Origin of the sequence: Tenacibaculum holothuriorum, assembly GCF_002120225.1 — a bacterium.
Taxonomy (GTDB): Bacteria; Bacteroidota; Bacteroidia; order Flavobacteriales; family Flavobacteriaceae; genus Polaribacter; species Polaribacter holothuriorum.
This window is the reverse complement of record NZ_LAPZ01000003.1, coordinates 429,045-450,572: the sequence shown is the minus strand read 5'-3', so window position 1 is coordinate 450,572 and position 21,528 is coordinate 429,045. Positions and strand designations below refer to the sequence as shown.

Below are 21,528 nucleotides of genomic sequence, written 5' to 3'. Positions count from 1 at the left end.
ATTAATGTGCGTAATTTTTAACTAACGTATTTTAAAATTATTAATCATGAAAAAATTATTAGTATTAGCTATTTCTTTAGCAACAGCAGGAGCATTTGCACAGAATGTTAACTTATCAACTCAAACAGGTTATGCCAATGATGTTGATGTAACTCAAACAGGTTATGACAATAAATCTACAATTGTACAAAATGGTAGTATTGGAGGACCAGGAGGAGATATGAACCAAGCTACTGTAATTCAGTGGGGAGATGAAAATGAAGCTGATATCAAACAATTGGGGGATAGAAACCTAGGAGGTGTACTTCAAATTGGACACGATAACTACGCTAAGCAAGATGTTGGAGTTGGTTATGCAGAAGATAATGTTGCTGGTGTTATACAGTTTGGAGAACACAATAAATCTTACCAAAAACAACGTTTCGATAACAACTTAGCTCTTGTAGCTCAAGGAGGAGATAACAACTATGCTAGACAAGATCAAAGAAGTGGAGCAAACGGCGTTAATGGTAGTGCGGCTTTTATAGCTCAAGGTGGTCACGATAACCGTGCAATTCAGAGACAAAGAGGTAGCAATAACTTAGCAGCTGCTTTACAAGTTGGTGATCATAACTATTCTAGAGAAAGACAATATTCTACACCAGGTGGAGGTAATTGGAATGCTTCTTTTACTGCTCAATTTGGAGACGATCACACATCTAATGTTACACAAACTACTCTTTTAGGAGGAGGAAATAACTTAAGTTTTGTGAACCAAAATAACCATATGGGATATGGAGGAAACATGTCTACTGTTACTCAAACTGCTTTATCAGGATCTAACGTAAGTACTGTTAATCAATTTGGTACAAATACTGCTACTGTTACTCAAACAGGAGGAGGGATTTAATAAGTTATATGAACTAAGACAAGAGAAAGATTTAATCTTTCTCTTGTTTTTTATCTTAAAAGTTATGGTTAGTTTTAAGAAATATATTGCCTGTTTAGTTGTAGGGTTTCTTGCTGTTGGAGTCTTTTCACAGTCAAAAAATGAAAATTTAAACCTTTCTAATGTAAAAGAGAATAGTTTTTATGCTAAATTAGTGACATCTAATAGTTTAAGTTCTTTGGTAGATGTTGAGCAAGTTCAGAATTATAATGTTGTAAATCTAAACCAATACGGATTTAACAATGTTTCAGAGATTTCTCAAGAATCACTTTCAAATCAAAAAGTTTATCAATTAGGTAAAGACAATTATTACAGCTTTAATGATTTTTACAGTAGCGGTTTATCTGTTAAAATGCATGTATTACAACAAGGAAGCTCTAATTCATTACAAATTTACGGAACTAATTCAATGATGGATGGCATCCAAGTATTCCAAAGAGCAAATAATCAAAATATAATCATCAAAAATTATAAATAAAAACCTCTTTATTTGAAAAAGCTAAAGTATAAGATAAGTACAGTCATATTGTTGTTTGTATTCATTCAAAACTCTGTTAGTCAGGAAAAAAATGATATACAAGCAAAAATTAATATGGAGAAAAAAGATAATTTTCTTATCTTAAGAGCTCAAATAGAGAATCAAGGTTTATTGTATGTAGATGAATTAAAGTATTTATTCATTGCTTTAAAAAAAGATGTTAAAAAGAATTATTCTAACAATAAGCAGTCAGGAGAGTTTTCAATAGCGCCAAAAGAACAGAAGCTATTATCTCAAATAAGGTTGAATGTTAATAAAGAAGAAGAACTGAAAGTTTACCTTTTTGTTAGAAAAAATAATAAACTAGTTACTAAAGATTCACTTTTTATACTTCCTAACGATTTAGGATTAAATACTAGAAGAAACAATAGAGAAATAGATTTTTTAATAAAAGGAATTGTTACCGATGAAACGATAACTAAAATAGGTAAAGACTTTCACGATTATTTTTATCAACAATACTTGTTAGGAGGTAAGAAGTTTCCTTTTGTTATTAAAATTAAAGAAAAACCTGGTATGGGGAGGTCTAGTATTTTATCAATTAATGTAGAAGATCAAGTACTGTATGAATTTTTTTCTAAACCAGATGAAGAACATCTTAGAGCACAGGTTAATGTTGCCTTAGGAAAAATATATCTTTTTGCTCGTAAGCGTGAAAAGTTATTGAAAAAAAGTAAGTTATATTAATAAAAATAAATTGTAAATGAAGAAAATAATATTTGCACTTAGTTTTATTGTAACATCTGCATTGTATTCTCAAAATATAGTTTACAAACCTATTAGCGTATTTTTTGGGGGGAATGATGCATTTCGTTATCAACAAGCTTTAGCAACAGCCAGTCTTCAAAATGATTTTAAGGAAACATCGCAAAATCAATTTGAACAACCGTCTGAGATTGAGAATTTCACAAACAATCTTAACAGACAATTATTAAACTCATTGTCTCAGAGTTTATTTCAACAGCAAATAGGAGGAGCAGAGAACTTAACCGTAGGAACATATGTGTTTGGTTCATTAGTAGTAGAAGTAACACCAGCGGTTGGAGGATTAAATGTAAGTATATTAAACACAGAGACAGGAGAACAAACACAAATAATTATTCCTAATAATTAGAAAACATCAACACACACTTAGATATATTAACTTATGAAAAAACAATGGATAGGGGCCATATGCATTTTTTCTACTTATTTATTTACTAGCTGCGGAGCATATTTTAATCAGCCTTTAGATACCACAAGGGCTAGAATAGGAGAGAATACTTCGGTAATCTCTAATGTTTTAAAATATCCGCCTAAAAAGAAAACGGTAGTAGGAGTGTACAAATTTAGAGACCAATCTGGTCAATATAAGCCTGTCGAAACTGGATCTACATTTAGTACAGCTGTAACGCAAGGAGGAACTTCAATTTTATTAAAATCACTCGAAGAATCGGGGTGGTTTGTACCTATAGAGAGGGAAAATATAGGGAATTTACTAAACGAACGGCAGATAATTCGGAATACAAGACAAGAACATTCTAAAGATAATAGACCTGTAAAATTACCACCTTTATTATTTGCGGGAGTAATTATAGAAGGAGGTGTTGTGTCTTATGATTCTAATATAATCACAGGAGGTTCAGGTTTGCGTTATTTCGGTGCTGGAGCTTCAAATCAATATCGTCAAGATAGAATTACGGTTTATTTAAGAGCAGTTTCAACTACAACTGGTAGAATTTTAAAAAGCGTTTACACATCTAAAACTATTTTATCTCAAGGTATTACTGCTAACTTGTATCGATTTGTATCTGTACGAAGATTGTTAGAAGTAGAGACTGGAGTAACCAAAAATGAACCCGCACAATTAGCTGTTAAAGAGGCTATTGATAAAGCTGTGGAGCTTTTAATTGTTGAGGGTATCGTTGATGGTATATGGAAACCAGACGGAGGGCCAGAAGTTGTAAACCTTATAAAAGAGAGTTATAATAAAGAAAAGGAGCAAGCGACTTCTACTAAGTTATTCAATAGAGAAATGAAAATTAGAAGAGGTAGAAATGCTATGAGTGCTATGGCAGGAGCATCAAAAATTGTTGGTGATTATTCTAATAGTGCCTATGCTTTTGGGTTTGATTTAAAATTTAGATATCTCTTTAAAAAAGATCCGCATTTTGGATTTGGAGGCTCAATAGGTCGCTTTGAATTAGAGAATACCGGTATTTTTAAACAAGCATATTTAACTTCAGCAGTAAATTTTGAATACAACATACTTCCATATGATAGATTAACACCATATGCATATGTTGGAGTTGGTACGGTTTTAACTAAAAATCTTAGTGATAACTTCTTTAAGTTTCAGTATGGAGGAGGATTAGAGTATTTACTAACAGATAGATGGGGTATTCTGTTAAATGCAGAACACCAATTACTTGGAAGTGATCAATTAGATCAAGTAACAAGAGGTAATAAGAATGATCAGATTTGGCATTTTAGATTAGGTTTAAACTTTTATTTTTAAATAATTTACTATGAAAATTTTATTAAAAGCTATATGTATTATTACAATTTTTACCTTTTTAGGTTGTGGAGAAGATAGTACTTTAGGTCCAGTTGAATTCGGAAAAATAAAAGGTAGAGTAGTAAAAGCAAAGAGTTTTGAACCAATCTCTAACGCTAAAGTAACTCTATCTCCAACAAATAACTCAACATTCACAGATGATAATGGAGAGTTTCTTTTTGAAGAAGTTGCGGTAAATCAATATTCTGTTCAGGCTGAAAAAGAAGGGTTTTTAGACAAGTTTGAACCTGCTGACTTACAATCGGGAGCAACTTTAAGTATTAATTTTGAAATGCAAATTTCTACAGCATTAAATAAACCTCCATCTGTACCAGAGATAGTCTCTCCAGACGATGGTGTAACAGATTTAGATAACTCGGTAGAAATTGTTTGGCGACAATCAAAAGATCCAGAAGAAGATGAAATAAAGTATAAAATAGAGTTAAGAAACGATTTTAATAATGATGTACTTAAAATAGAAAACTTAACGGATACAACATATACTGTAAATAATTTAAAATTTGGTGCGAAATACTTTTGGCATATTGCAGTGTCAGATGATATCAATCCAGAGGTACAAACCAATGTACGTGCTTTTACAATAAAAACAGACCCAGAGAACAGATATTTTTATGTAAGGAAAGAAAATGGAAATAATATTATTTATTCTGGAGATTTAGATGTAAATGGTAATTTAATTAATGAAGTTAAATTAACAGACTCTAGTAAAAACTCATGGAGACCACGTAAAAACAATCCAGTTAATTTAGTAGCTTTCCTTGGAACTTTTAATAATGAGACGCATATTTTTACTATGGAGCCCAATGGAGAAGATGTAAAAAGAGTTACCACTACAGTACCAGTTACTGCATTTAATTTGAATCAAGTAGATTTTTCGTGGTCAACAAATGGAGAAAAATTAATATATCCACATCATGATAAATTATATATGATTAATAAAGATGGAAGTGGACTACAACTAATACATCAGACAACGAATGGTCATTTAATTACTGAATGCGAATGGAGTAATGATGGTACAAAAATAGCGTTAGTAACTAATAACTCTAGTGGTTATGATGGTTTCATATATACAATTGATGTAAACGGAAATTTGGTAGATACAATAGTAAGTAATAATGTAGGAGCATTAGGAGGTTTAAATATTTCGGTAGATGGAATGAGGTTGCTGTTTACAAGAGATGTTTCTAACTTTCAATCTGTAAACTATAGAAGGTTAGATAATGTAATGTTTTTGTATGATTTTCAAACATCAACTATTTCACAAGCTTCTAACGGAAAAGAATCAGGAACAAACGATTTAGACCCTCGTTTTTCTCCTAACGAAGCAGAAGTAATTTTTGTAAATACATCTAACGATGGTATTTCAGTAAAAACAATATATAAAATGGAGTTAAACTCTACTTCTGCAGCTAAGGAAGAAGTAGTTGAAAATGCTACTATGCCAGATTGGGAATAAAACATATTAACTAACAAAACTTTATTAAAACCGAATGTAAAAATCATTCGGTTTTTTTATGCTCACAATTTTAGAAAAACTAAATTTGTAACCAACAACAACACAACAAAATGAGTCAAGAAATTTCTAAGCGCTACGCACAACGTGGTGTTTCAGCATCTAAAGAAGATGTACACAATGCTATCAAGAATATTGATAAAGGATTGTTTCCAAAAGCTTTCTGTAAAATAGTTCCCGATTATTTAACAAATGAAGAAGATTACTGTTTAATAATGCATGCCGATGGAGCAGGAACAAAAAGCTCTTTAGCTTATATGTACTGGAAAGAAACAGGAGATATATCTGTTTGGAAAGGAATTGCTCAAGATGCATTAATTATGAATATTGATGATTTATTATGTGTAGGAGCTACAGATAATATTATGTTGTCATCTACTATTGGGCGTAATAAAAGCAAAATTCCAGGAGAAGTTTTATCAGCAATTATTAATGGAACTGAAGAGTTAATTGAAGACTTAAAAAAGTTTGGAGTAACTATTCATTCCACCGGGGGAGAAACTGCCGATGTTGGTGATTTGGTTCGTACAATTATTGTAGATTCTACGGTAACCGCTCGTATGAAACGATCTGATGTTATTGATAATGCAAATATACAAGCAGGTGATGTTATTGTTGGATTAGAATCTTTCGGACAAGCAACTTACGAAACTGAATATAATGGAGGAATGGGTTCCAACGGGCTAACATCTGCACGCCATGATGTGTTTCATAAATATTTAGCTGAAAAATATCCTGAAAGTTTTGATGCTGAAGTTCCAGAAGAATTGGTGTATTCTGGAAATACAAAATTGACAGATTCAGTGGAAAATTCTCCAATTGATGCTGGTAAATTGGTATTGTCGCCAACAAGAACATATGCACCAATTATAAAAGAAATTCTTTCAAAATATACTTCAGATTCTATTCACGGAATGATTCATTGTTCGGGTGGAGCGCAAACTAAAATTTTACATTTTGTAGATGATTTGCATATTGTAAAAGACAATATGTTTCCAATTCCACCATTATTTAAATTGATACAAGAACAATCTAAAACCGATTGGAAAGAAATGTATCAAGTATTTAACTGCGGACATAGAATGGAGTTATATGTTTCTCCAGAAATAGCAGAAGATATTATCAATATTTCTAAATCATTTAATGTTAATGCTAAAGTTGTTGGTAGAGTAGAAGAGTCTTCTTCTAAAAAACTAACTATTAAAAGTGAATATGGTATTTTTGAATATTAGTAAATACTAACTATATAATAAAAAAGCCTCAGTTTAACTGAGGCTTTTTTATTGCTATTCACATGAATCTGTGTGTAGTTTTATTTTTCCTAACATTCCCCAAGTTTTATGATTAAAATCTTTTGGAGAGAATTTAAATAAAATCACAGTTTTTTGTTTTTCTTTACAATAATAACTTTCAATTAAAATATTTAGAGCTATCATTTTCTTAGTTGCAAACCTGTCGTATATGTTTACTTTTCCTTTATAGAATATGGTAGATTTATTTTGTTTAGTTTTTGTAACCGTTGCAGAACTATAATGTTTGTTTTCTACATCATTCATATTAATACGATTCAAACTATTAAAGTATTTTACTAAATCTATTTCCAACTCTTTTTCAGGAATTTCTCTATCTATATTGATGCTCCAAGCATAGGTATAAGACCAGAAATTATCGTGCTTAGGTTTTATCCATCCTTTAGGAGGAAATCTAACTTCACCAGTTCCTCTGTAATTCATGTTTCTTGCAGGAAAACGTAATGCTTCTTTTCCCCAGGTACTATCTAAATCTATTAAGTTGAATTTGTCTTTCTTTAATTTTATACTAGTAAGGTTTTTCCATATTCTATGATGAAAGCTTTTTGGAGACAAACGAAACGTGATGATAGATTTATGAAACCTTTTGTCAAATTTTTGCTCACCTAAAATATTTACTGTAATTACTTTTCCTGTATGAAAACCATCAAAAAAAGTCATTGTACCATAAAAACCAAATGTGTTTTTTCTTAAATGGATTATTGGTTGAGGAAATTTTTGAGCCCAATGATTAGGTTTCATCAAGCCATCAAAATAACTATGTAAATTATGTTCAATATCTCTTAAAGATAATGCAAAAGCTGTATTTACTTTCCACCCTATAAGTAAAGACCAAAAATCGTCACTTTTATTATCTTTCCACTTTGGAGAAAATAGCAATTCTTCAAAACCTGTTATGGTTAGTTTTGGTGCCCAATCAATTGGAAATTTGATAATTTCTCGTTTCCAATTTTTAGAATTTTTAAAAATTACTAATTCTTCTTTTTCTTGTGAGAACATAGATGAAATTAGAAAGAATACTAGTACAATAGTTATTGCATTTTTCATAATTACAGTTTTATAGATACTTCAAAACCAATAGCATCAGAAATGGCACTATCTTTAAATTTACTTTGATAATTAACATTCCATTTTTTTCTATCAATTTTAAATCGTGTTTTCATTTTTTTTTTATCATAATTAAATTCTACTCTAAAATTAATAGGTTTTGTAATTTCTTTTACAGTTAAGTTTGCTTCTATTCTAGCATGTGTTTTGTCTGAATATTCCACTTTTGTGATAACCAATTTAGCCAAAGGATATTTTTTTACATCAAAGAAGTCAGGTTTTTTAAGATGATCAACTAAGTTTTCTCTAGGAGATTTTTCTTTAATATCTGTGTTTACAATAGAATTCATATCAATTATAAACTCTCCGCCAGTAATTACCTTGTCAGTTTTTATAAAATACCCTTCTTTAAAGTTAATAAACCCATCATGACCTCCAAAGTAAAAAGTATATTCACCGATCCATTTAATGGTGCTTTTTTCAATATTAATTTCTACTTTTTCTTGAGCCGTACTAATGCTTGTTAAGAATAGAATTGTGATGAAAGTAATTATGATTTTATTCATTATAGATAGTTTTTAAAATTTTGAGTAAAACTATTTCAGAAGCCGAAAAAAAGTGTCAAAAAAGTGTAAAAGAAGTGCAAAGGCTTGTAAAATTTAAAGAAATTGTATGTTCTTTGTTATTAATTATGAGTAGAAAGAAAATTTATATTTACGTTAGTTTAGGAATTATAGTTTTTTTAGGATGGATGTTTTCTAAACCAAATACAACTAGTGTTGATTTTTCTGAACGTGTAAAAGTATCACTTCGTGATGTAGGAAATCAGTTGTTGCTATCAAATCAAGACTCAACATCTTTAGTGTTGCCTATTGAAGAATTAGGTAGATTTAGATATAAATTATCATTTCAAAATCCACTTTCTTTTGAACCAAGTATTATTATTAATACAGTTAAAAATAGCTTTAAAAAAGCTGATTTATATAATTATTATCGAGTTGAGGTTAAACAATGTGTAGATAATGAGGTTGCATATAGTTATGAAATAAAAAACTCTGCCGAGAAAGATATTATACCATGTAAAGGAAGAGTTTTACCTATAGATTGTTATGTTGTAGAATTAAAGTTTACACATACTGCCTCTTTCATTTTCTCTAAACAGTTTTTTCTATTTGCTTTATTGTTTTTGTTAATGGTATTTGTACTAGATTATATATTCTCAAAACCTAAAGTGGTGGAGAATGAAGTTAAAAAAACAGATGGAGTATCTAAATTAGGAGTTTTTACATTCTACCCAAACCAAAATAAACTTGTAAAACAATCAGAAGAAATTAGTTTGTCTAAAAAAGAATGTGAGTTATTAGAAGTTTTTGTTTCAAAACCTAATCAAATAATAACTAGAGAAGAACTTACTAAAAAAGTATGGGAAGATAATGGTGTTTTTGTAGGTAGGAGTTTAGATACGTATGTTTCTAAATTAAGAAAAAAATTAAAAGAAGATACTTCTATTAGGTTAACCAATGTACATGGTGTTGGTTATAAGCTAGAAATTGATTAATCCTCTAGCTTTTTAAATGTAAAATCAATAGCAAACTTATTGTTAGATACTTTTGCTTTTAGTTGTTTATTCTGTTTCCAATATTTAATTTTTGTAGGAAAATCGTGTGTTGGATTTTCAGCTATAAAAGAAGTATCTGTTTGTTGTGTTATTTTAAATAATGTAGCAGTTTTATTAACTCCTTCAACTTTTAAGGTTAATGAATCGTTTATAGAAACGATGCTCAAAACTTCTTTAAAAACAGTATCATTATCTCTTAATGTAAATCCTTTTCCAGTATAGTCTTTGTTCCAAAATTCAAAAGTTTCTTTATTGGGTTTTTCGTTAACTCGTTTCCATTTGCCTATTAACCAAGTTGGTTTTAATTCTTCTTTTTGAGTTTTACATGAAGTGAATATACTTATTAATAATATTAGAATTAATTGTCTCATAAAGAATCTAGTTATAATGAATTAATGTAATTGTGATGTATAAGTTCTTTTGGAGATTCTATTAATTTACTCCAACCATCTTTTAATAAATATAAAGAATCTGACACTTCTATAATCTCTTTATAAAAATGATCTGTTATAATGATCATTTTGTTTTGTTTTTCACGAGATAAAATTTCTTTTAGTTTACTTATGTATAGTGGAGCTAAATAAGAAAAGGGTTCATCTAATAAAACTATTTTAGAATCGGAGGTTAGTATAATATAAGTTTCTATAAGTCTTCTTTCTCCTCCTGAAAAATCTCTAAAAAGAATACTCTCTTTTGTTTTAAAATTAGGAAAATCTATAAGAAAATTATCTAATGAGCTATTGAAAAAAGAAATAGCTTCTTTTAAAGAAAGGTTTTCGGGTATAATGCTAAATTGAGGAAGGTATTTTATGAGTCCTTTTTTGTATAAAGGAGTGAGTATAGGCGTTCCATCAATTCTAATTAATTTGTTTTGTGGTTTTAGCTCTCCAAAAATAATTCGTAATAATGAAGATTTACCAGAGCCATTTCGCCCTAAAACTCCAGTGATATAACCTTTTTTAGCCTTAAGGTATACAGCTTTTAAAGTTTCAGAAGATCCAAAACTTAATTCTACATTATCAATTTCTATACGTTCCATTGTATAAGGAGATTTAGATTAATTAAAATAATGGAATTTAAAAAAAGGATGAATGAATATAAATTTAACGCAGATAATCCAAAGTTGTAATAAAAATAAAGATGTTGTTGTTTTGGATCATTGATAAAATGTTGATAAAACCAAATCATAAGTAATGATGAAGTTAAAGCAACAAAGCTCCATAAAAAAAGTTGAAATTTAAATAAGATAAATATGGAGAAAGCTAACGGTAGGAAAAATTTAGTTTTATAAAAAAGAAAATAAAGTTTAAGTTTTCTCAAAGCAAAAAAGTTTAAAACCAAATATACTTAAAAGAAGTATTAAAATTAAAATCCGATAAAAAATTGTAAATTCGCACTCCAAGAAAAGAGTAAAATGTTAGATAAGTTACAAATAGTAAAACAACGTTTTGATGAGGTTTCAGATTTAATCATTCAACCAGATGTTATTTCTGATCAGAAGCGTTATGTTCAGCTAAATAAAGAATATAAAGATTTAGGAAAAGTGGTTAAAAAAGCCAATGAGTACGAAACTTTATTAAATAATATAGAAGAAGCTAAGGAAATTATTGCCGATGGAAGCGATGCTGAAATGGTAGAAATGGCAAAAATGGAAATGGATGAAGCTAAAGAGCGTATTCCTGCTTTAGAGGAGGAAATGAAGTTTTTATTGATTCCTAAAGATCCTGAAGATGGTAAAAATGCTGTAGTTGAATTACGTGCTGGTACAGGAGGTGATGAGGCGAGTATTTTTGCTGGTGACTTATTTAGAATGTACAATAAATACTGTGAAGGTAAAGGTTGGAAAGTATCTGTAGTAGACTACTCTGAAGGGACTAATGGAGGATTCAAAGAAATTCAGTTTGAAGTTTCAGGAGAAGATGTGTATGGAACCTTAAAATTTGAAGCTGGAGTTCACCGTGTACAACGTGTACCGCAAACCGAAACTCAAGGCCGTGTACATACGTCGGCAGCAACTTGTATGGTATTTCCAGAAGCAGAAGAGTTTGATGTAGAGATTAATCCAAAAGATGTACGTATCGATTATTTCTGTTCTTCTGGTCCAGGAGGTCAGTCGGTAAATACAACGTATTCTGCGGTGCGTTTAACGCATATACCTACAGGATTGGTTGCTCAATGTCAAGATCAAAAGTCTCAGCATAAAAACAAAGAGAAGGCGTTTAAAGTATTACGTTCTCGTTTATACGATTTAGAGTTGGCTAAAAAGCAAGCTGAAGATGCTGCAAAACGAGGAAGTATGGTAACTTCTGGTGATCGTTCTGCGAAAATTAGAACGTATAATTATCCGCAAGGTCGTGTAACTGACCATAGAATCGGATTAACATTATACGATTTACAAAATATTGTTAACGGAGATATTCAAAAAATTATAGACGAATTAATGTTAGCAGAAAATACTTCTAAACTGAAAGAGTTAGGAGAAACAATTTAATAATCTAGTTTTATAAAATAACTACCAATTAGTTATATTAAATTTTAATAGTATAATTTAAGGTGATATTTGAAAAAATCTATATAATATATCCTCATTAATTTTAAATGAATATTTATTTTCAGTTTTTAGGTGAAATTTTAGAGTTTTTAAAGTAAAATAAGATAAATAAGCCTAATTAGAATAAATAATAAATCAGAGAGATATGTTAAAAGTAGTAGTAAAAGAAGGTGAGAATATTGATAGAGCCTTAAAAAGATATAAACGAAAGTTTAGAAATGTAAAAATATTACAAGAGCTTAGACAACGTAAACATTTTACTAAGCCATCAGTTGCAAAGAGAGCACAAGTTCAAAAGGCAGCTTATGTAGAGCAAAAATTTAAGACAGAAGATTAAATAAAAAAAGCAACCTTAATAGGTTGCTTTTTTTTATGTTGTGGAGACGCCGGATATACTTTAGCTTAATTTTTATTTGTCATTAAATCTTTATATGTTGTTTAAAAACAGGAGGTTGGTGGCTTTTTTTATGCCTTGTTAATAACTTTTATACTAATAAGACATAAGAAAATTATCAACTCAATTATCAACGCATAAAAAACAAGTAAAAATTATGAAGCATACATTTTTTTTAAGGAAGCCAAAGGGAGAAAAAGAAACACTAATTCTATTTTCTTGTTATTTTAAAAATGAACAAAAACAATTTGTTTATTCAACAAGAGAATCTATTCTTCCAATTCATTGGGATTTTGAAAATAAGAAACCAAAAAATAAAGGGAAGAATATATCAATTGATCAAAAGCGTATAACTAATATATTAAATAAATATACTGATGAGTTTTATACGTTTCATTCTCGTTGCGAATTAAGTAAAACAGAATTTACAAGTCAATTGTTAAAAGAGTATTTAGATACAACTTTTAATAATTTTAGGCTAACTCAAACTTCATTTTTTGAAGTATATGACCAATTCACGGAAGAGAAAGTTAAAAGAAAAGAATGGAAGCATTCGACAATAAAACGATACAAAAATATTAAGAACTTATTACAAGAATTTGAAAAAGTTAAGAAATACAAACTAACATTCAGTAAAATTAATAATGCCTTTTACACTGAGTTTATTGATTTCTGTTATGAATATAAAGATCACTATACTAATACGTTTAATAGGAATTTAGGGCTATTCAAAACATTTATGTTTTGGGCTTTGAAAAAAGAATATACTTATAATAATAAATTTGTTGATTTTAAGAAACCTAAACGAGTTTTAACTAGAGAAGAAGCCTTGTCTTTTGATGATATTAAAAAACTTTATAAATTCAGTTGTGAAGATAAAAAGCTAAATAAAATTAAAGATATCTTTATTTTTCAATGTTTAACAGGAATGCGTTATGGAGAGTTGAAACGAGTAAATAAAAGAACAATCAACAGTAATGGTTGTGTGGTATTAAAAGAAGAAAAAGATAGTACAAAACCGACTCGAGAAGTACCTTTAATGTCGATTTCTAATTCAATTTTAGAGAAATATAACTATGAGTTGCCTTTAATATCTAATCAAAAGCAAAATGATTATATCAAAGATATTTTAAAGGAAGCAGGATTTACTAATGATGTTGAGTATACAAGAACTAAAGGAGTAGAACAGAAAACTTTTATTAAACCATTTTATGAGCGTATTTCAACACATACAGCTAGAAGGACTTTTATAACTATTATGAGAAATAAAGGAATAGCAGATAAAACTATTATGAGCATAAGTGGACATAAAGATTTGAAAACTTTTAATATGTATCATCAAGTTGACAATAAGGCTAAAATTGATGCAGTAAAATCTGTATTTGAAAAGTTTTAATACTAAAAAAGAGGCTATTTTAAGCCTCTTTTTTATTTACTTCATAAGGTTTTTGCAACCATCATTATATGTGTGATAATAGAAACCATAGATAAAAAGAAAAGACAATAAATTAAGATTTTTTGTCTTTTTAAAGTTTTAATAAAATGATCTTCAGAACTTGTTTGATATAATTGTCTGATCTCTTTTAGTTTTTTTTCGTTATTCTTTTTATACTCTATAAAATCGACTTGTAATTCTTTAAAGTTATCATTTAAAACGCCAATATTATAATCGTTTTTTTCTTGTTTTTTCTTTTCTTCTTTAACCCTATCTATTTGAGAAATAATAACTCTTTTTAGGTTTTTAGAATTATCACTTGAGTGATCGAGACCATTTTTAAGCTGATTAGAAATTTCTTCTAACTCAGTAGTGTTTTCAGATAATTTTTCAAATGACAAGCCAGAAAGCATAGCTAAAGCTCCTATCATTTTAGATATGTCCTTTATATTATCATTATTATTTCTAATTAAATTATTAACTATTCGAGTTGTTTTTACATCTGTTTTGTGATTGTCTCTAATTAAATTAAATAAATCCTTAGTTTTATAACCTCCAAAAAGCTTTTCTTCTGTTTTATGAATTGAGGTTGAAGATTTATCTAAGTCTTTAAAAAGGTTTTTTGCTTGAGACTTAGATTGTTCAATTCGTTGATCTAACTTCTCTAAACTATTAACTATTTTTCCTGCACTGACAATTCCTTTAGCTGTATCAGAAATCACAATATCTTTCATATTATTATTTTTATAAAGTATCTAATAAATTTAACAAATCATCATTCTCATTGTTAACCTTATTAATCTCTTCTAATTTTGTTGTTATTTTGTTTTTAGTTTCTCTTATGTTTTCAATAGATTCATCAATACTATCTCTAAATGAAGATATTAAAGGCAGAGTGTCTTGAAAAATAGAAAAAGTGACCTTAATAGATTCCGTTGCTTCCAAATCTGAAATTTGAGTTTTCATAGAACTTATTTTTGCTGACTTCTCAAGTAAAGAACTTTCTTTCTTCTTAAGCTTAGTTAACTCGATATTGTCTTTGTATTTCTCCCAACCCTGCATTAATAATACAGAACCAATTCCAACAATAAGTCCAGCTAGTACGGGAGACACATAACCAGCAAAAGAAACTGAAAAAGGAAATGAACTAAGTAATGCTTTTTCTATCATTTCCTCTAAGGCTAATCCTATTAATGTAGCTACTGTTGCCCCTAAAATTTTTCTACACTCAATTAATTTCTCTTCTTTAGTGTATTTACTAGAAAATAATACTTTAAAAGCTTTCATTATAGAATAAAAAGCTGCCTTAATAAACTTCAAAATGTTTTTAAATATTTTGAAAATACTATTTAATAGAGCATCTAAAAAAGTAGAAATAAAAGAATTTATGGAGAAGTCTTTAAACGTGTTAATTATTTCTTTGGCTTTTTCTTTAATTTTTTTACTAATGTTTGTAATTTTTATTTTAATGCCATCTTCTGAATTTTCCTTTTTGAACTCATTGATTGTCTCTGTTATAGTAATCGTTAATAATTGTCCAACAGCTGCTTTAGCTCCTGATTTAAGGGCATTAGCTCCTGCAACTTTAATTTTTTCTTTTGCTGTTCTAATTTTTTTCTTATCATCTAAAAACTTTTTACGAGCGTCTTTTGCCTCATTAATAGTATCATCCATTAATTTATCATCTATTTCGTAATACTCTGCGTTGTTTTTATTTGGATCTTTTTTATTCTGCTTTTCTTTCCAGTTTTTAAGGTCATTTACGGATGTGTCGTTGAGAGATTTATTTACATCTAATCTAACTGTTTCTATATTTTTATCTGAATTAGTAAACTCTCTTCTTTCTTCAAGAGTAGACGTATAGTTCATAACTTTATCGTTATAAATTTCCTTTACAGAGATTTTATGCTCAAACGATACTTTTTTATTATCGATATTACTGTTTTGATAAATTTTATCTCCAGTATATCCGCATGTGAATTCACCTGTTGGGTTATTTTTGTATACTTCTTTTTTCTTTAAATCAAACTCTCGACCTGCTAGTAACTTTCTATGCTCTTTTGATTTATAAGAAAGTTTTTTAGTTTTATTTAATAATTGCTTGAACTCATTACCTGTAGTATATTTATTAATATAGTTAACAGGTCTTTCAGATTTAGGCATGTTTTCCCACTTTTGATAGTTTTTCATCTCATTTTCAAAAGCTGTAGCCTTGGTGTTGTGTATTGTGTTTTCTAAAATATCAGAGAGACCTAAGGCGGTAGTGATGGTTTCAATAGATTTTATTTTTATTGACTCCATTAAATCATTACTTAAGTTTTTAGTGTCTAGGTCAGAAATTTTATCTTGAATTTGATTTAATTCATTAATTAAATTAAACTCTTTTTCATCAAGCTCAATTTTCATTTTTTCTCTATTCATAATCAATTTTTACTAGTTAGGTATAGGCAATATATTAATCATTAATTTCTTTAGCAAGTTTATTCAGTGCTACAAAAGCAAACCAAAGAGCAACTGGTTGAAATAGAATAGAAAAAAGAGCTATGAAAAGCGAAGTGTTTTTCCAAGTAGTAATAAAGTTCCATAAAGAAAAAATAATTAATAGAAATATTCCAATTTCTATAGACCAAAAGCAAGCTATTACAGCTAAAAGTAGTCTAATTAAAACTCCCCATCCGAATATGTTATATCCATAATTGTTCATAGCACTTTGCCATAAAAAATAACCAAAAACTACTAATAAAATAGGTGTAACCACCAGTAATACCAAAATCATAATTATATATTTTTTTATTCGATTCAAAGTAAAATCATCATTTTCCACGAAAATGGGAATAGTATTTATTTTCCCATTTTGTTGGAAAATTACTTGTTACTTTTGTTAAAAAGGAAATAATGAGTGAGAAAAAAAATACAATAAGTAAGAAAGTTCAACGTCAAATAACAATTTTAAATTTTTTAAAGGAGGGAACTAAAAGAAGTAATGATTTATTAAATCATTTAAAGTTTAAAGGGCATAGTAATAGTACAAGTACTTTAAGTAATGATATAAAAAGTTTAAAAGATAGTGGTTTTAAAATAGATGATAGTGTTAAAGGGTATTATACTTTATTATTAGATGGGTGTAATGAATTGTACTCTCATTTTATAAAGTATCAGTCTATGGCAATTGCTTATCAAAAAGCATTAAATATGCCTCAAAAGTATATGCAATATATATTGTTTGAACCCAATGCATTAGAATTTAATATTGATGTATTTAATGATATGTTCGAAGCTATTCAGCAAAAAAAAGAAGTTAAATTTAAGCATGTTCATTTTCAAAAGAATAATACAATTACAACATATATTTTAAAACCTTATGCTTTAAAAGAATATCAAAACCGTTGGTATGTAGTAGGGGAGACAGAAAAAGGATATAGAACATTTTCTCTTGATAGAATTTCAGACCTAAGTATTACAGCGAATAGTATTGATATAAAATTAGATAGAATAGTTGATGAATTGAGTAATGTTGTAGGTGTGAGTTTTAATGATGAAACAATTAAACCTCAGATAATAAAACTAAGAATAGATAATAGTCAGAAAGAGTATGTTAAAACGACTCCGATATTTATTAATCAAGAAATAATAGCAGAAGAAACAAATTTTTTTATTTTAAAAATGTTTGTTGGTAATACGGTTGAATTGCGTCAACAAATTTTAAAGTATGGAAGTAGAATAAAAGTGTTAGAACCATTAAGTCTTAGAGATCAAATAGCTAATGAAATAAAGGATATGGCTAGTATATATGATTAAGAATTATAAAAAAACATTTAGGTTTTAGGTCGGTGTACAAATTATTTATTGTGATTCTTTAAACTAACTTTCAATCTTTTTTTGATTTCATTTCGTATGTGTTTTGGAAATAAAACTTTTGTTTCAGAGCTAATTTATTATATACTTACATCTAATAAAAGCTAAGTAGTTTTCTAAAGAAATACTTTTAAAAGAGAAAAATATGATACAAGAATTACAAGCATTGAATACTGCTTGGAATAACATAGATTTAACCGAACAAATAGCAGTTATAATAGATGAGTTAGCAAATACTAAAAAATCAATTTCTAAAGTTGATTTTGAGGCTATAAAAAATGATTTTGGTGTGTATGTTTTTTATATAAAACCTACAAAAACATATACCCTAGAAACCTTACAAAAAGATTGGGAGGATAATATTTATAGTAATTACCCAAAAGTTGTTAAAAAACGATTTCTTAAACATAAAAATATAGAGTTAGATAGTCAATATCCTTTTTATATTGGTAAATCTGAAAAATTAAAAACAAGAATCAAAGAACATATTACTCATTCTGGAAAAACTAGTACATATAGCTTAAAATTAGAAGGGAGAAAGTATTTTAATAACCAAACTATTACTTTTTCTTATTGGAAGTTACCAACAGAACTAGAAAAATGTAGCCCAGAAATAAAACAATTTTTAATTACACAAATAGAAAGTAAACTACGAGATAGATTAAACCCATGGGTTGGTAAAAAGTAGAGGAGTGGTTAAAATTGTATACGACGCTTTTTTACGTAAGTATCAATATCTTCTATTAGTATTTCTAAATTGTTTAAAAGTAACGATTCTGGCACCTCTTTAGTGGGCATAAAATTGTATTTAGGATGATTAAATACACGCTCTGTTATTTGAGGTAACTCTGCATTTATTTCATCTATTAAGGCGTAAAAATCTCTTTCGTAGTAATCGTTTTCATTGTTTTTTACTTTTTGTTTTAGGTCGTTAAACGAAGTTAAATAGTAAACGTAGTTCATGGTTTAATTTTATTTGAGAGATTGCTTCGTACCTCGCAATGACGTTATGTTTTTTTCTTTCTCTTAATTGTTAAAGAGGCTTTTAGTTGTTGTATTTCAGCTAACAACTTTTTTGCGTCACCATCAGTATCTAACTGTGCTACCAACTCACCTTTAAAAGCTTTGGCTAAAATAGCTTGTGGTAAGCGGTCTATTTTTGTTTTTAGGTTTTGGTATTGTTGCTCTATTGTATCTAGTTTAGCAAATAAATTTTCTACTCTTTTTACGATTTCGGTTTGTTCTTTTTTGGGCGGAATAGGAATATCTATATCTTTAAAATTATTTTGAGATAAGTTTCTCATTGATAATTGATTTCCTGTTGCTCTTGATTCAATTTCTTTTCTACCTTTGGGTGATTTTAAAAATCTGTGAGCATAAAGCTTAATTGTATCATTTATGAAATTAACTCGCCATACTTTATCACTTAACATTATATCAAACTCAATCTCATTTACAACTACAGAAGCACCAACCAATTCTAATGTATTTGCTCTAGAAATTAAAAAATCTCCTGAATTAATAAAATAATTTTTATTAATTTTAGATTTATCAGTTACTGTTTTTGTTTCTTTCGAATTAAAAACATTCCAAGTTACTGCACTTATTTTAACTAAACCCACTTGTCCTTTTTTTACTGGGTATTCTGGACATTTAAAACTCTTACCTACATCTATAGAATCAATAAGATCTCCAATTTTTTGATTGCACCATTCCTCCAACTGTTTTCCTTTTCGCCACTCCTCGGTAAGTTTACCAGTTACTGCTTGGGTTAAAATGGCTTGTTTGCAGTTTTTTAGCAGGTTTGGTATTTTTTCTAAACGCGTCTTTAAAGTATCTAAATGCCCAAATACTTCGTCTAACTTAGCTACTATACGTTTTTGTTCTGCTAGTGGTGGGAGATTAAACCTTAGTTCATTTATGAATCCTTTTTTTATTCCGCCAATTGTGCTACCACCAATAGTATTTAATATGTAATTATTAAAATCTACACTTAAGGTGAAGTAAAACAAAAGTTTATTTTCAAAACCTTCATAAGTTCTTATAATAAAAGTGTGCTCATTAACAGCAGCTTTATCAAAAGGAAATTTATTGTCAATATATGCTGATTTACCTGTTGTTGCACCATCCTTTACAACTAAAACATCTCCTTTTTCAATTTTTCCTTTTTTTAATTTTTCATAAAACTCTTTAGTGATAAATTTTATTTTTTCAAACTTAAAACCTCCTCCGTAATTAAAATGCTCAGCACTAATGCTTGGAATACCTTCAGTTAATTTACCTACACCACCTCTTGGTCTTCCTCCAATTTCTAATAAACTAACGAAGTCAGAAACATTAACTACTTTCCAATTTTTCGGCAAATTCTTTTCCATCTAGTTCAATGCTTTAATTATCGCATTTAGCTCTTTTGTAATGCTAGTTAATTCGGTTAGAGCTTCTTTAGCAATGTCTATTGGTTCGCCAATATCTTCGGCTTTGGTAATACTATCATCGGCAATTAATCCTAAATCTAAAGAGTCGTTCTTTTTAGTAATTTCTTCGCGTGTAATACAAGACCATCGTTCGTTTTTCACTTCGGCTCTGTCATTGGCATTATATGCTTTTTCAAAATCTGTAAAATAGCTTTCGGTAAATGGCGTACGCTTTCCAAATTTTGGCATGTTGGTACGCATGTCGTAAAACCATACCGCTTTGGTGTTACTTTTGTCTGTTGTTCCTCTGTCAAAAAATAACACGTTTGTTTTTACACCTGCTGCGTAAAAAATACCTGTTGGTAAACGTAAAATAGTGTGTAGGTTGCATTTATCCATTAGGTCTTTACGTACGTTTTGTCCGTCACCATCTTCAAACAATACATTATCTGGTAATACTACAGCAGCTCTTGCGCCACCGCGTGTATGTAAACTGCGATAAATACTTTGTAAAAAGTTTAATTGCTTGTTGCTGGTTGGGTATACTAAATCGGTTCTTGTGGGTCTGTCTCCTCCTTTTTTGGTTCCAAAAGGAGGGTTTGCCAATACCAAGTCTTTGTTTTTAATGTTTTCACCAAAACTGCTTAAAGAATCGCCTAAAGCAATATTACCGCCCATGCCGTGTAAAAAAGCATTCATCATAGCTAAACGGTGAGTGTCTCCAACTAATTCGCAACCACTATATTGTTCGGTTTGTAAATGTTTATTTTCAGCTTCGGTTAGATTGTAAATATCGTTGTTGTTTAAAATGTGGTGGTGTGCAGCAATCATAAAACCATAGGTGCCACAAGCAGGATCGTTTAAACGTTCGCCTACTTTTGGGTTCATTAAACGTACCATTACGTTAATTAATGGGCGAGGGGTAAAGTATTGTCCTGCTCCAGATTTTTTTTCGCTTGCATTTTTTTCTAACAAGCCTTCGTACATTTCACCTAAGCCTTCGTCTTTGGCTTCAAACCAATCTAGTTCATCAATATGTTTTATAATTTTACGTAGGTTGGCTGGTTCTTGTATGCTGGTTTGTGCGTTATTGTATATTTTTTGAATTTTACCTGTACTTTCTGTACCTAAATGTAATAACAGTTTACGGTAAAAAGTAGACAGTTCTATCCCTTCTTTTTGTTTTAAATCTACCCAACGGTAACCTTCTGGTAACTTATTGTTATAATCGGTTTCTTCTGCCATTTTTAAAAACAGAATAAAGGTAAGCTCGTTAAGGTATTGGTGATAGGTAATTCCGTCGTCTCGTAATACATTACAAAGATTCCAGAGTTTGTTTACTATTTCTTGGGTGGTTAGTGGCAT

General features: G+C 29.2%; 23 protein-coding genes. 13 read left to right on the top strand and 10 right to left on the bottom strand.

From position 1 onward, the window contains the following. The first annotated feature begins 46 nt into the window (after positions 1–46). From WH52_RS07350 to WH52_RS07320, 7 genes are all read left to right on the top strand, one after another. Positions 47–889 carry a hypothetical protein gene (locus WH52_RS07350; protein WP_086030281.1) on the top strand — a complete coding sequence of 281 codons (843 nt, stop codon included), beginning with the start codon at positions 47–49 and terminating at the stop codon, positions 887–889. A gap of 64 nt (positions 890–953) precedes the next feature. Continuing rightward, positions 954–1,406 carry a hypothetical protein gene (locus WH52_RS07345; protein WP_086030280.1) on the top strand — a complete coding sequence of 151 codons (453 nt, stop codon included), beginning with the start codon at positions 954–956 and terminating at the stop codon, positions 1,404–1,406. A gap of 12 nt (positions 1,407–1,418) precedes the next feature. After that, on the top strand, positions 1,419–2,153 hold the full coding sequence (locus WH52_RS07340; RefSeq protein WP_143592098.1) for a CsgE family curli-type amyloid fiber assembly protein: 735 nt from the start codon (positions 1,419–1,421) through the stop codon (positions 2,151–2,153). Between the two features lie 16 nt (positions 2,154–2,169). Further along, a complete protein-coding gene (locus WH52_RS07335; RefSeq protein WP_086030278.1) occupies positions 2,170–2,580 on the top strand; it encodes a curli assembly protein CsgF in 411 nt (136 codons plus the stop codon). A 33-nt stretch (positions 2,581–2,613) separates the two neighbouring features. After that, positions 2,614–3,963 (top strand): CsgG/HfaB family protein, encoded by a 1,350-nt coding sequence (locus WH52_RS07330; RefSeq protein WP_086030277.1) that lies wholly within the window; start codon positions 2,614–2,616, stop codon positions 3,961–3,963. A 10-nt stretch (positions 3,964–3,973) separates the two neighbouring features. Next, complete coding sequence (locus WH52_RS07325) at positions 3,974–5,482, top strand: carboxypeptidase regulatory-like domain-containing protein (protein WP_086030276.1); 1,509 nt, start codon at positions 3,974–3,976, stop codon at positions 5,480–5,482. A gap of 110 nt (positions 5,483–5,592) precedes the next feature. Next, a complete protein-coding gene (locus tag WH52_RS07320; RefSeq protein WP_086030275.1) occupies positions 5,593–6,771 on the top strand; it encodes an AIR synthase related protein in 1,179 nt (392 codons plus the stop codon). A gap of 54 nt (positions 6,772–6,825) precedes the next feature. Here the strand turns inward: WH52_RS07320 and WH52_RS14870 are convergent, their stop codons facing one another. Together WH52_RS14870 and WH52_RS07310 are read right to left on the bottom strand one after the other, a co-directional pair. Beyond that, positions 6,826–7,896, bottom strand: a complete 1,071-nt coding sequence (locus WH52_RS14870; protein ID WP_086030274.1) for a hypothetical protein — start codon at positions 7,894–7,896, stop codon at positions 6,826–6,828. A gap of 2 nt (positions 7,897–7,898) precedes the next feature. Next, positions 7,899–8,462 carry a YceI family protein gene (locus tag WH52_RS07310; protein ID WP_086030273.1) on the bottom strand — a complete coding sequence of 188 codons (564 nt, stop codon included), beginning with the start codon at positions 8,460–8,462 and terminating at the stop codon, positions 7,899–7,901. Positions 8,463–8,482: 20 nt separating this feature from the next. Here WH52_RS07310 and WH52_RS07305 point away from each other — a divergent pair, with 20 nt between their 5' ends. Continuing rightward, the gene (locus WH52_RS07305) at positions 8,483–9,454 is read left to right on the top strand and encodes a winged helix-turn-helix domain-containing protein (RefSeq protein WP_233131528.1); all 972 of its coding nucleotides are present in this window, start codon (positions 8,483–8,485) and stop codon (positions 9,452–9,454) included. Here the strand turns inward: WH52_RS07305 and WH52_RS07300 are convergent. Continuing rightward, positions 9,451–9,885, bottom strand: coding sequence for a DUF6265 family protein (locus WH52_RS07300; protein WP_086030272.1), 435 nt, complete (start codon positions 9,883–9,885; stop codon positions 9,451–9,453). The genes WH52_RS07305 and WH52_RS07300 overlap by 4 nt on opposite strands. A gap of 11 nt (positions 9,886–9,896) precedes the next feature. Then, positions 9,897–10,553 carry an ATP-binding cassette domain-containing protein gene (locus tag WH52_RS07295; protein ID WP_086030271.1) on the bottom strand — a complete coding sequence of 219 codons (657 nt, stop codon included), beginning with the start codon at positions 10,551–10,553 and terminating at the stop codon, positions 9,897–9,899. A 375-nt stretch (positions 10,554–10,928) separates the two neighbouring features. On the opposite strand from WH52_RS07295, the gene prfA reads away from it, so the two are divergent. The 3 genes from prfA to WH52_RS07280 all read left to right on the top strand — a co-directional run bounded on the left by prfA (position 10,929) and on the right by WH52_RS07280 (position 13,855). Continuing rightward, positions 10,929–12,005, top strand: coding sequence for a peptide chain release factor 1 (gene prfA, locus WH52_RS07290; RefSeq protein WP_086030270.1), 1,077 nt, complete (start codon positions 10,929–10,931; stop codon positions 12,003–12,005). A gap of 205 nt (positions 12,006–12,210) precedes the next feature. Next, a complete protein-coding gene (rpsU, locus tag WH52_RS07285; protein WP_086030269.1) occupies positions 12,211–12,402 on the top strand; it encodes a 30S ribosomal protein S21 in 192 nt (63 codons plus the stop codon). Positions 12,403–12,616: 214 nt separating this feature from the next. Next, a complete protein-coding gene (locus WH52_RS07280; protein WP_086030268.1) occupies positions 12,617–13,855 on the top strand; it encodes a tyrosine-type recombinase/integrase in 1,239 nt (412 codons plus the stop codon). Between the two features lie 41 nt (positions 13,856–13,896). Here WH52_RS07280 and WH52_RS07275 read toward each other — a convergent pair whose 3' ends face one another. The 3 genes from WH52_RS07275 to WH52_RS07265 are packed head-to-tail and all read right to left on the bottom strand — an operon-like array spanning position 13,897 to position 16,670. Next, entirely contained in the window at positions 13,897–14,628 is a 732-nt protein-coding gene (locus WH52_RS07275) for a hypothetical protein (protein ID WP_086030267.1), read from the bottom strand. A gap of 10 nt (positions 14,629–14,638) precedes the next feature. Continuing rightward, complete coding sequence (locus WH52_RS07270) at positions 14,639–16,315, bottom strand: hypothetical protein (protein WP_086030266.1); 1,677 nt, start codon at positions 16,313–16,315, stop codon at positions 14,639–14,641. Positions 16,316–16,349: 34 nt separating this feature from the next. Continuing rightward, positions 16,350–16,670 (bottom strand): hypothetical protein, encoded by a 321-nt coding sequence (locus WH52_RS07265; protein WP_086030265.1) that lies wholly within the window; start codon positions 16,668–16,670, stop codon positions 16,350–16,352. A gap of 119 nt (positions 16,671–16,789) precedes the next feature. On the opposite strand from WH52_RS07265, the gene WH52_RS07260 reads away from it, so the two are divergent. Together WH52_RS07260 and WH52_RS07255 are read left to right on the top strand one after the other, a co-directional pair. Further along, on the top strand, positions 16,790–17,692 hold the full coding sequence (locus WH52_RS07260; RefSeq protein ID WP_086030264.1) for a helix-turn-helix transcriptional regulator: 903 nt from the start codon (positions 16,790–16,792) through the stop codon (positions 17,690–17,692). A 202-nt stretch (positions 17,693–17,894) separates the two neighbouring features. Then, the gene (locus WH52_RS07255) at positions 17,895–18,437 is read left to right on the top strand and encodes a hypothetical protein (protein ID WP_086030263.1); all 543 of its coding nucleotides are present in this window, start codon (positions 17,895–17,897) and stop codon (positions 18,435–18,437) included. Positions 18,438–18,445: 8 nt separating this feature from the next. Here WH52_RS07255 and WH52_RS07250 read toward each other — a convergent pair whose 3' ends face one another. From WH52_RS07250 to WH52_RS07240, 3 genes are read right to left on the bottom strand one after another with little or no spacing between them, the layout of a single operon-like run. Then, positions 18,446–18,712, bottom strand: a complete 267-nt coding sequence (locus tag WH52_RS07250; RefSeq protein ID WP_086030262.1) for a hypothetical protein — start codon at positions 18,710–18,712, stop codon at positions 18,446–18,448. 44 nt (positions 18,713–18,756) lie between these two features. Beyond that, complete coding sequence (locus WH52_RS07245) at positions 18,757–20,124, bottom strand: restriction endonuclease subunit S (RefSeq protein WP_086030261.1); 1,368 nt, start codon at positions 20,122–20,124, stop codon at positions 18,757–18,759. Continuing rightward, the gene (locus WH52_RS07240; protein ID WP_086030260.1) at positions 20,125–21,528 is read right to left on the bottom strand and encodes a class I SAM-dependent DNA methyltransferase; all 1,404 of its coding nucleotides are present in this window, start codon (positions 21,526–21,528) and stop codon (positions 20,125–20,127) included. It lies immediately after the preceding gene.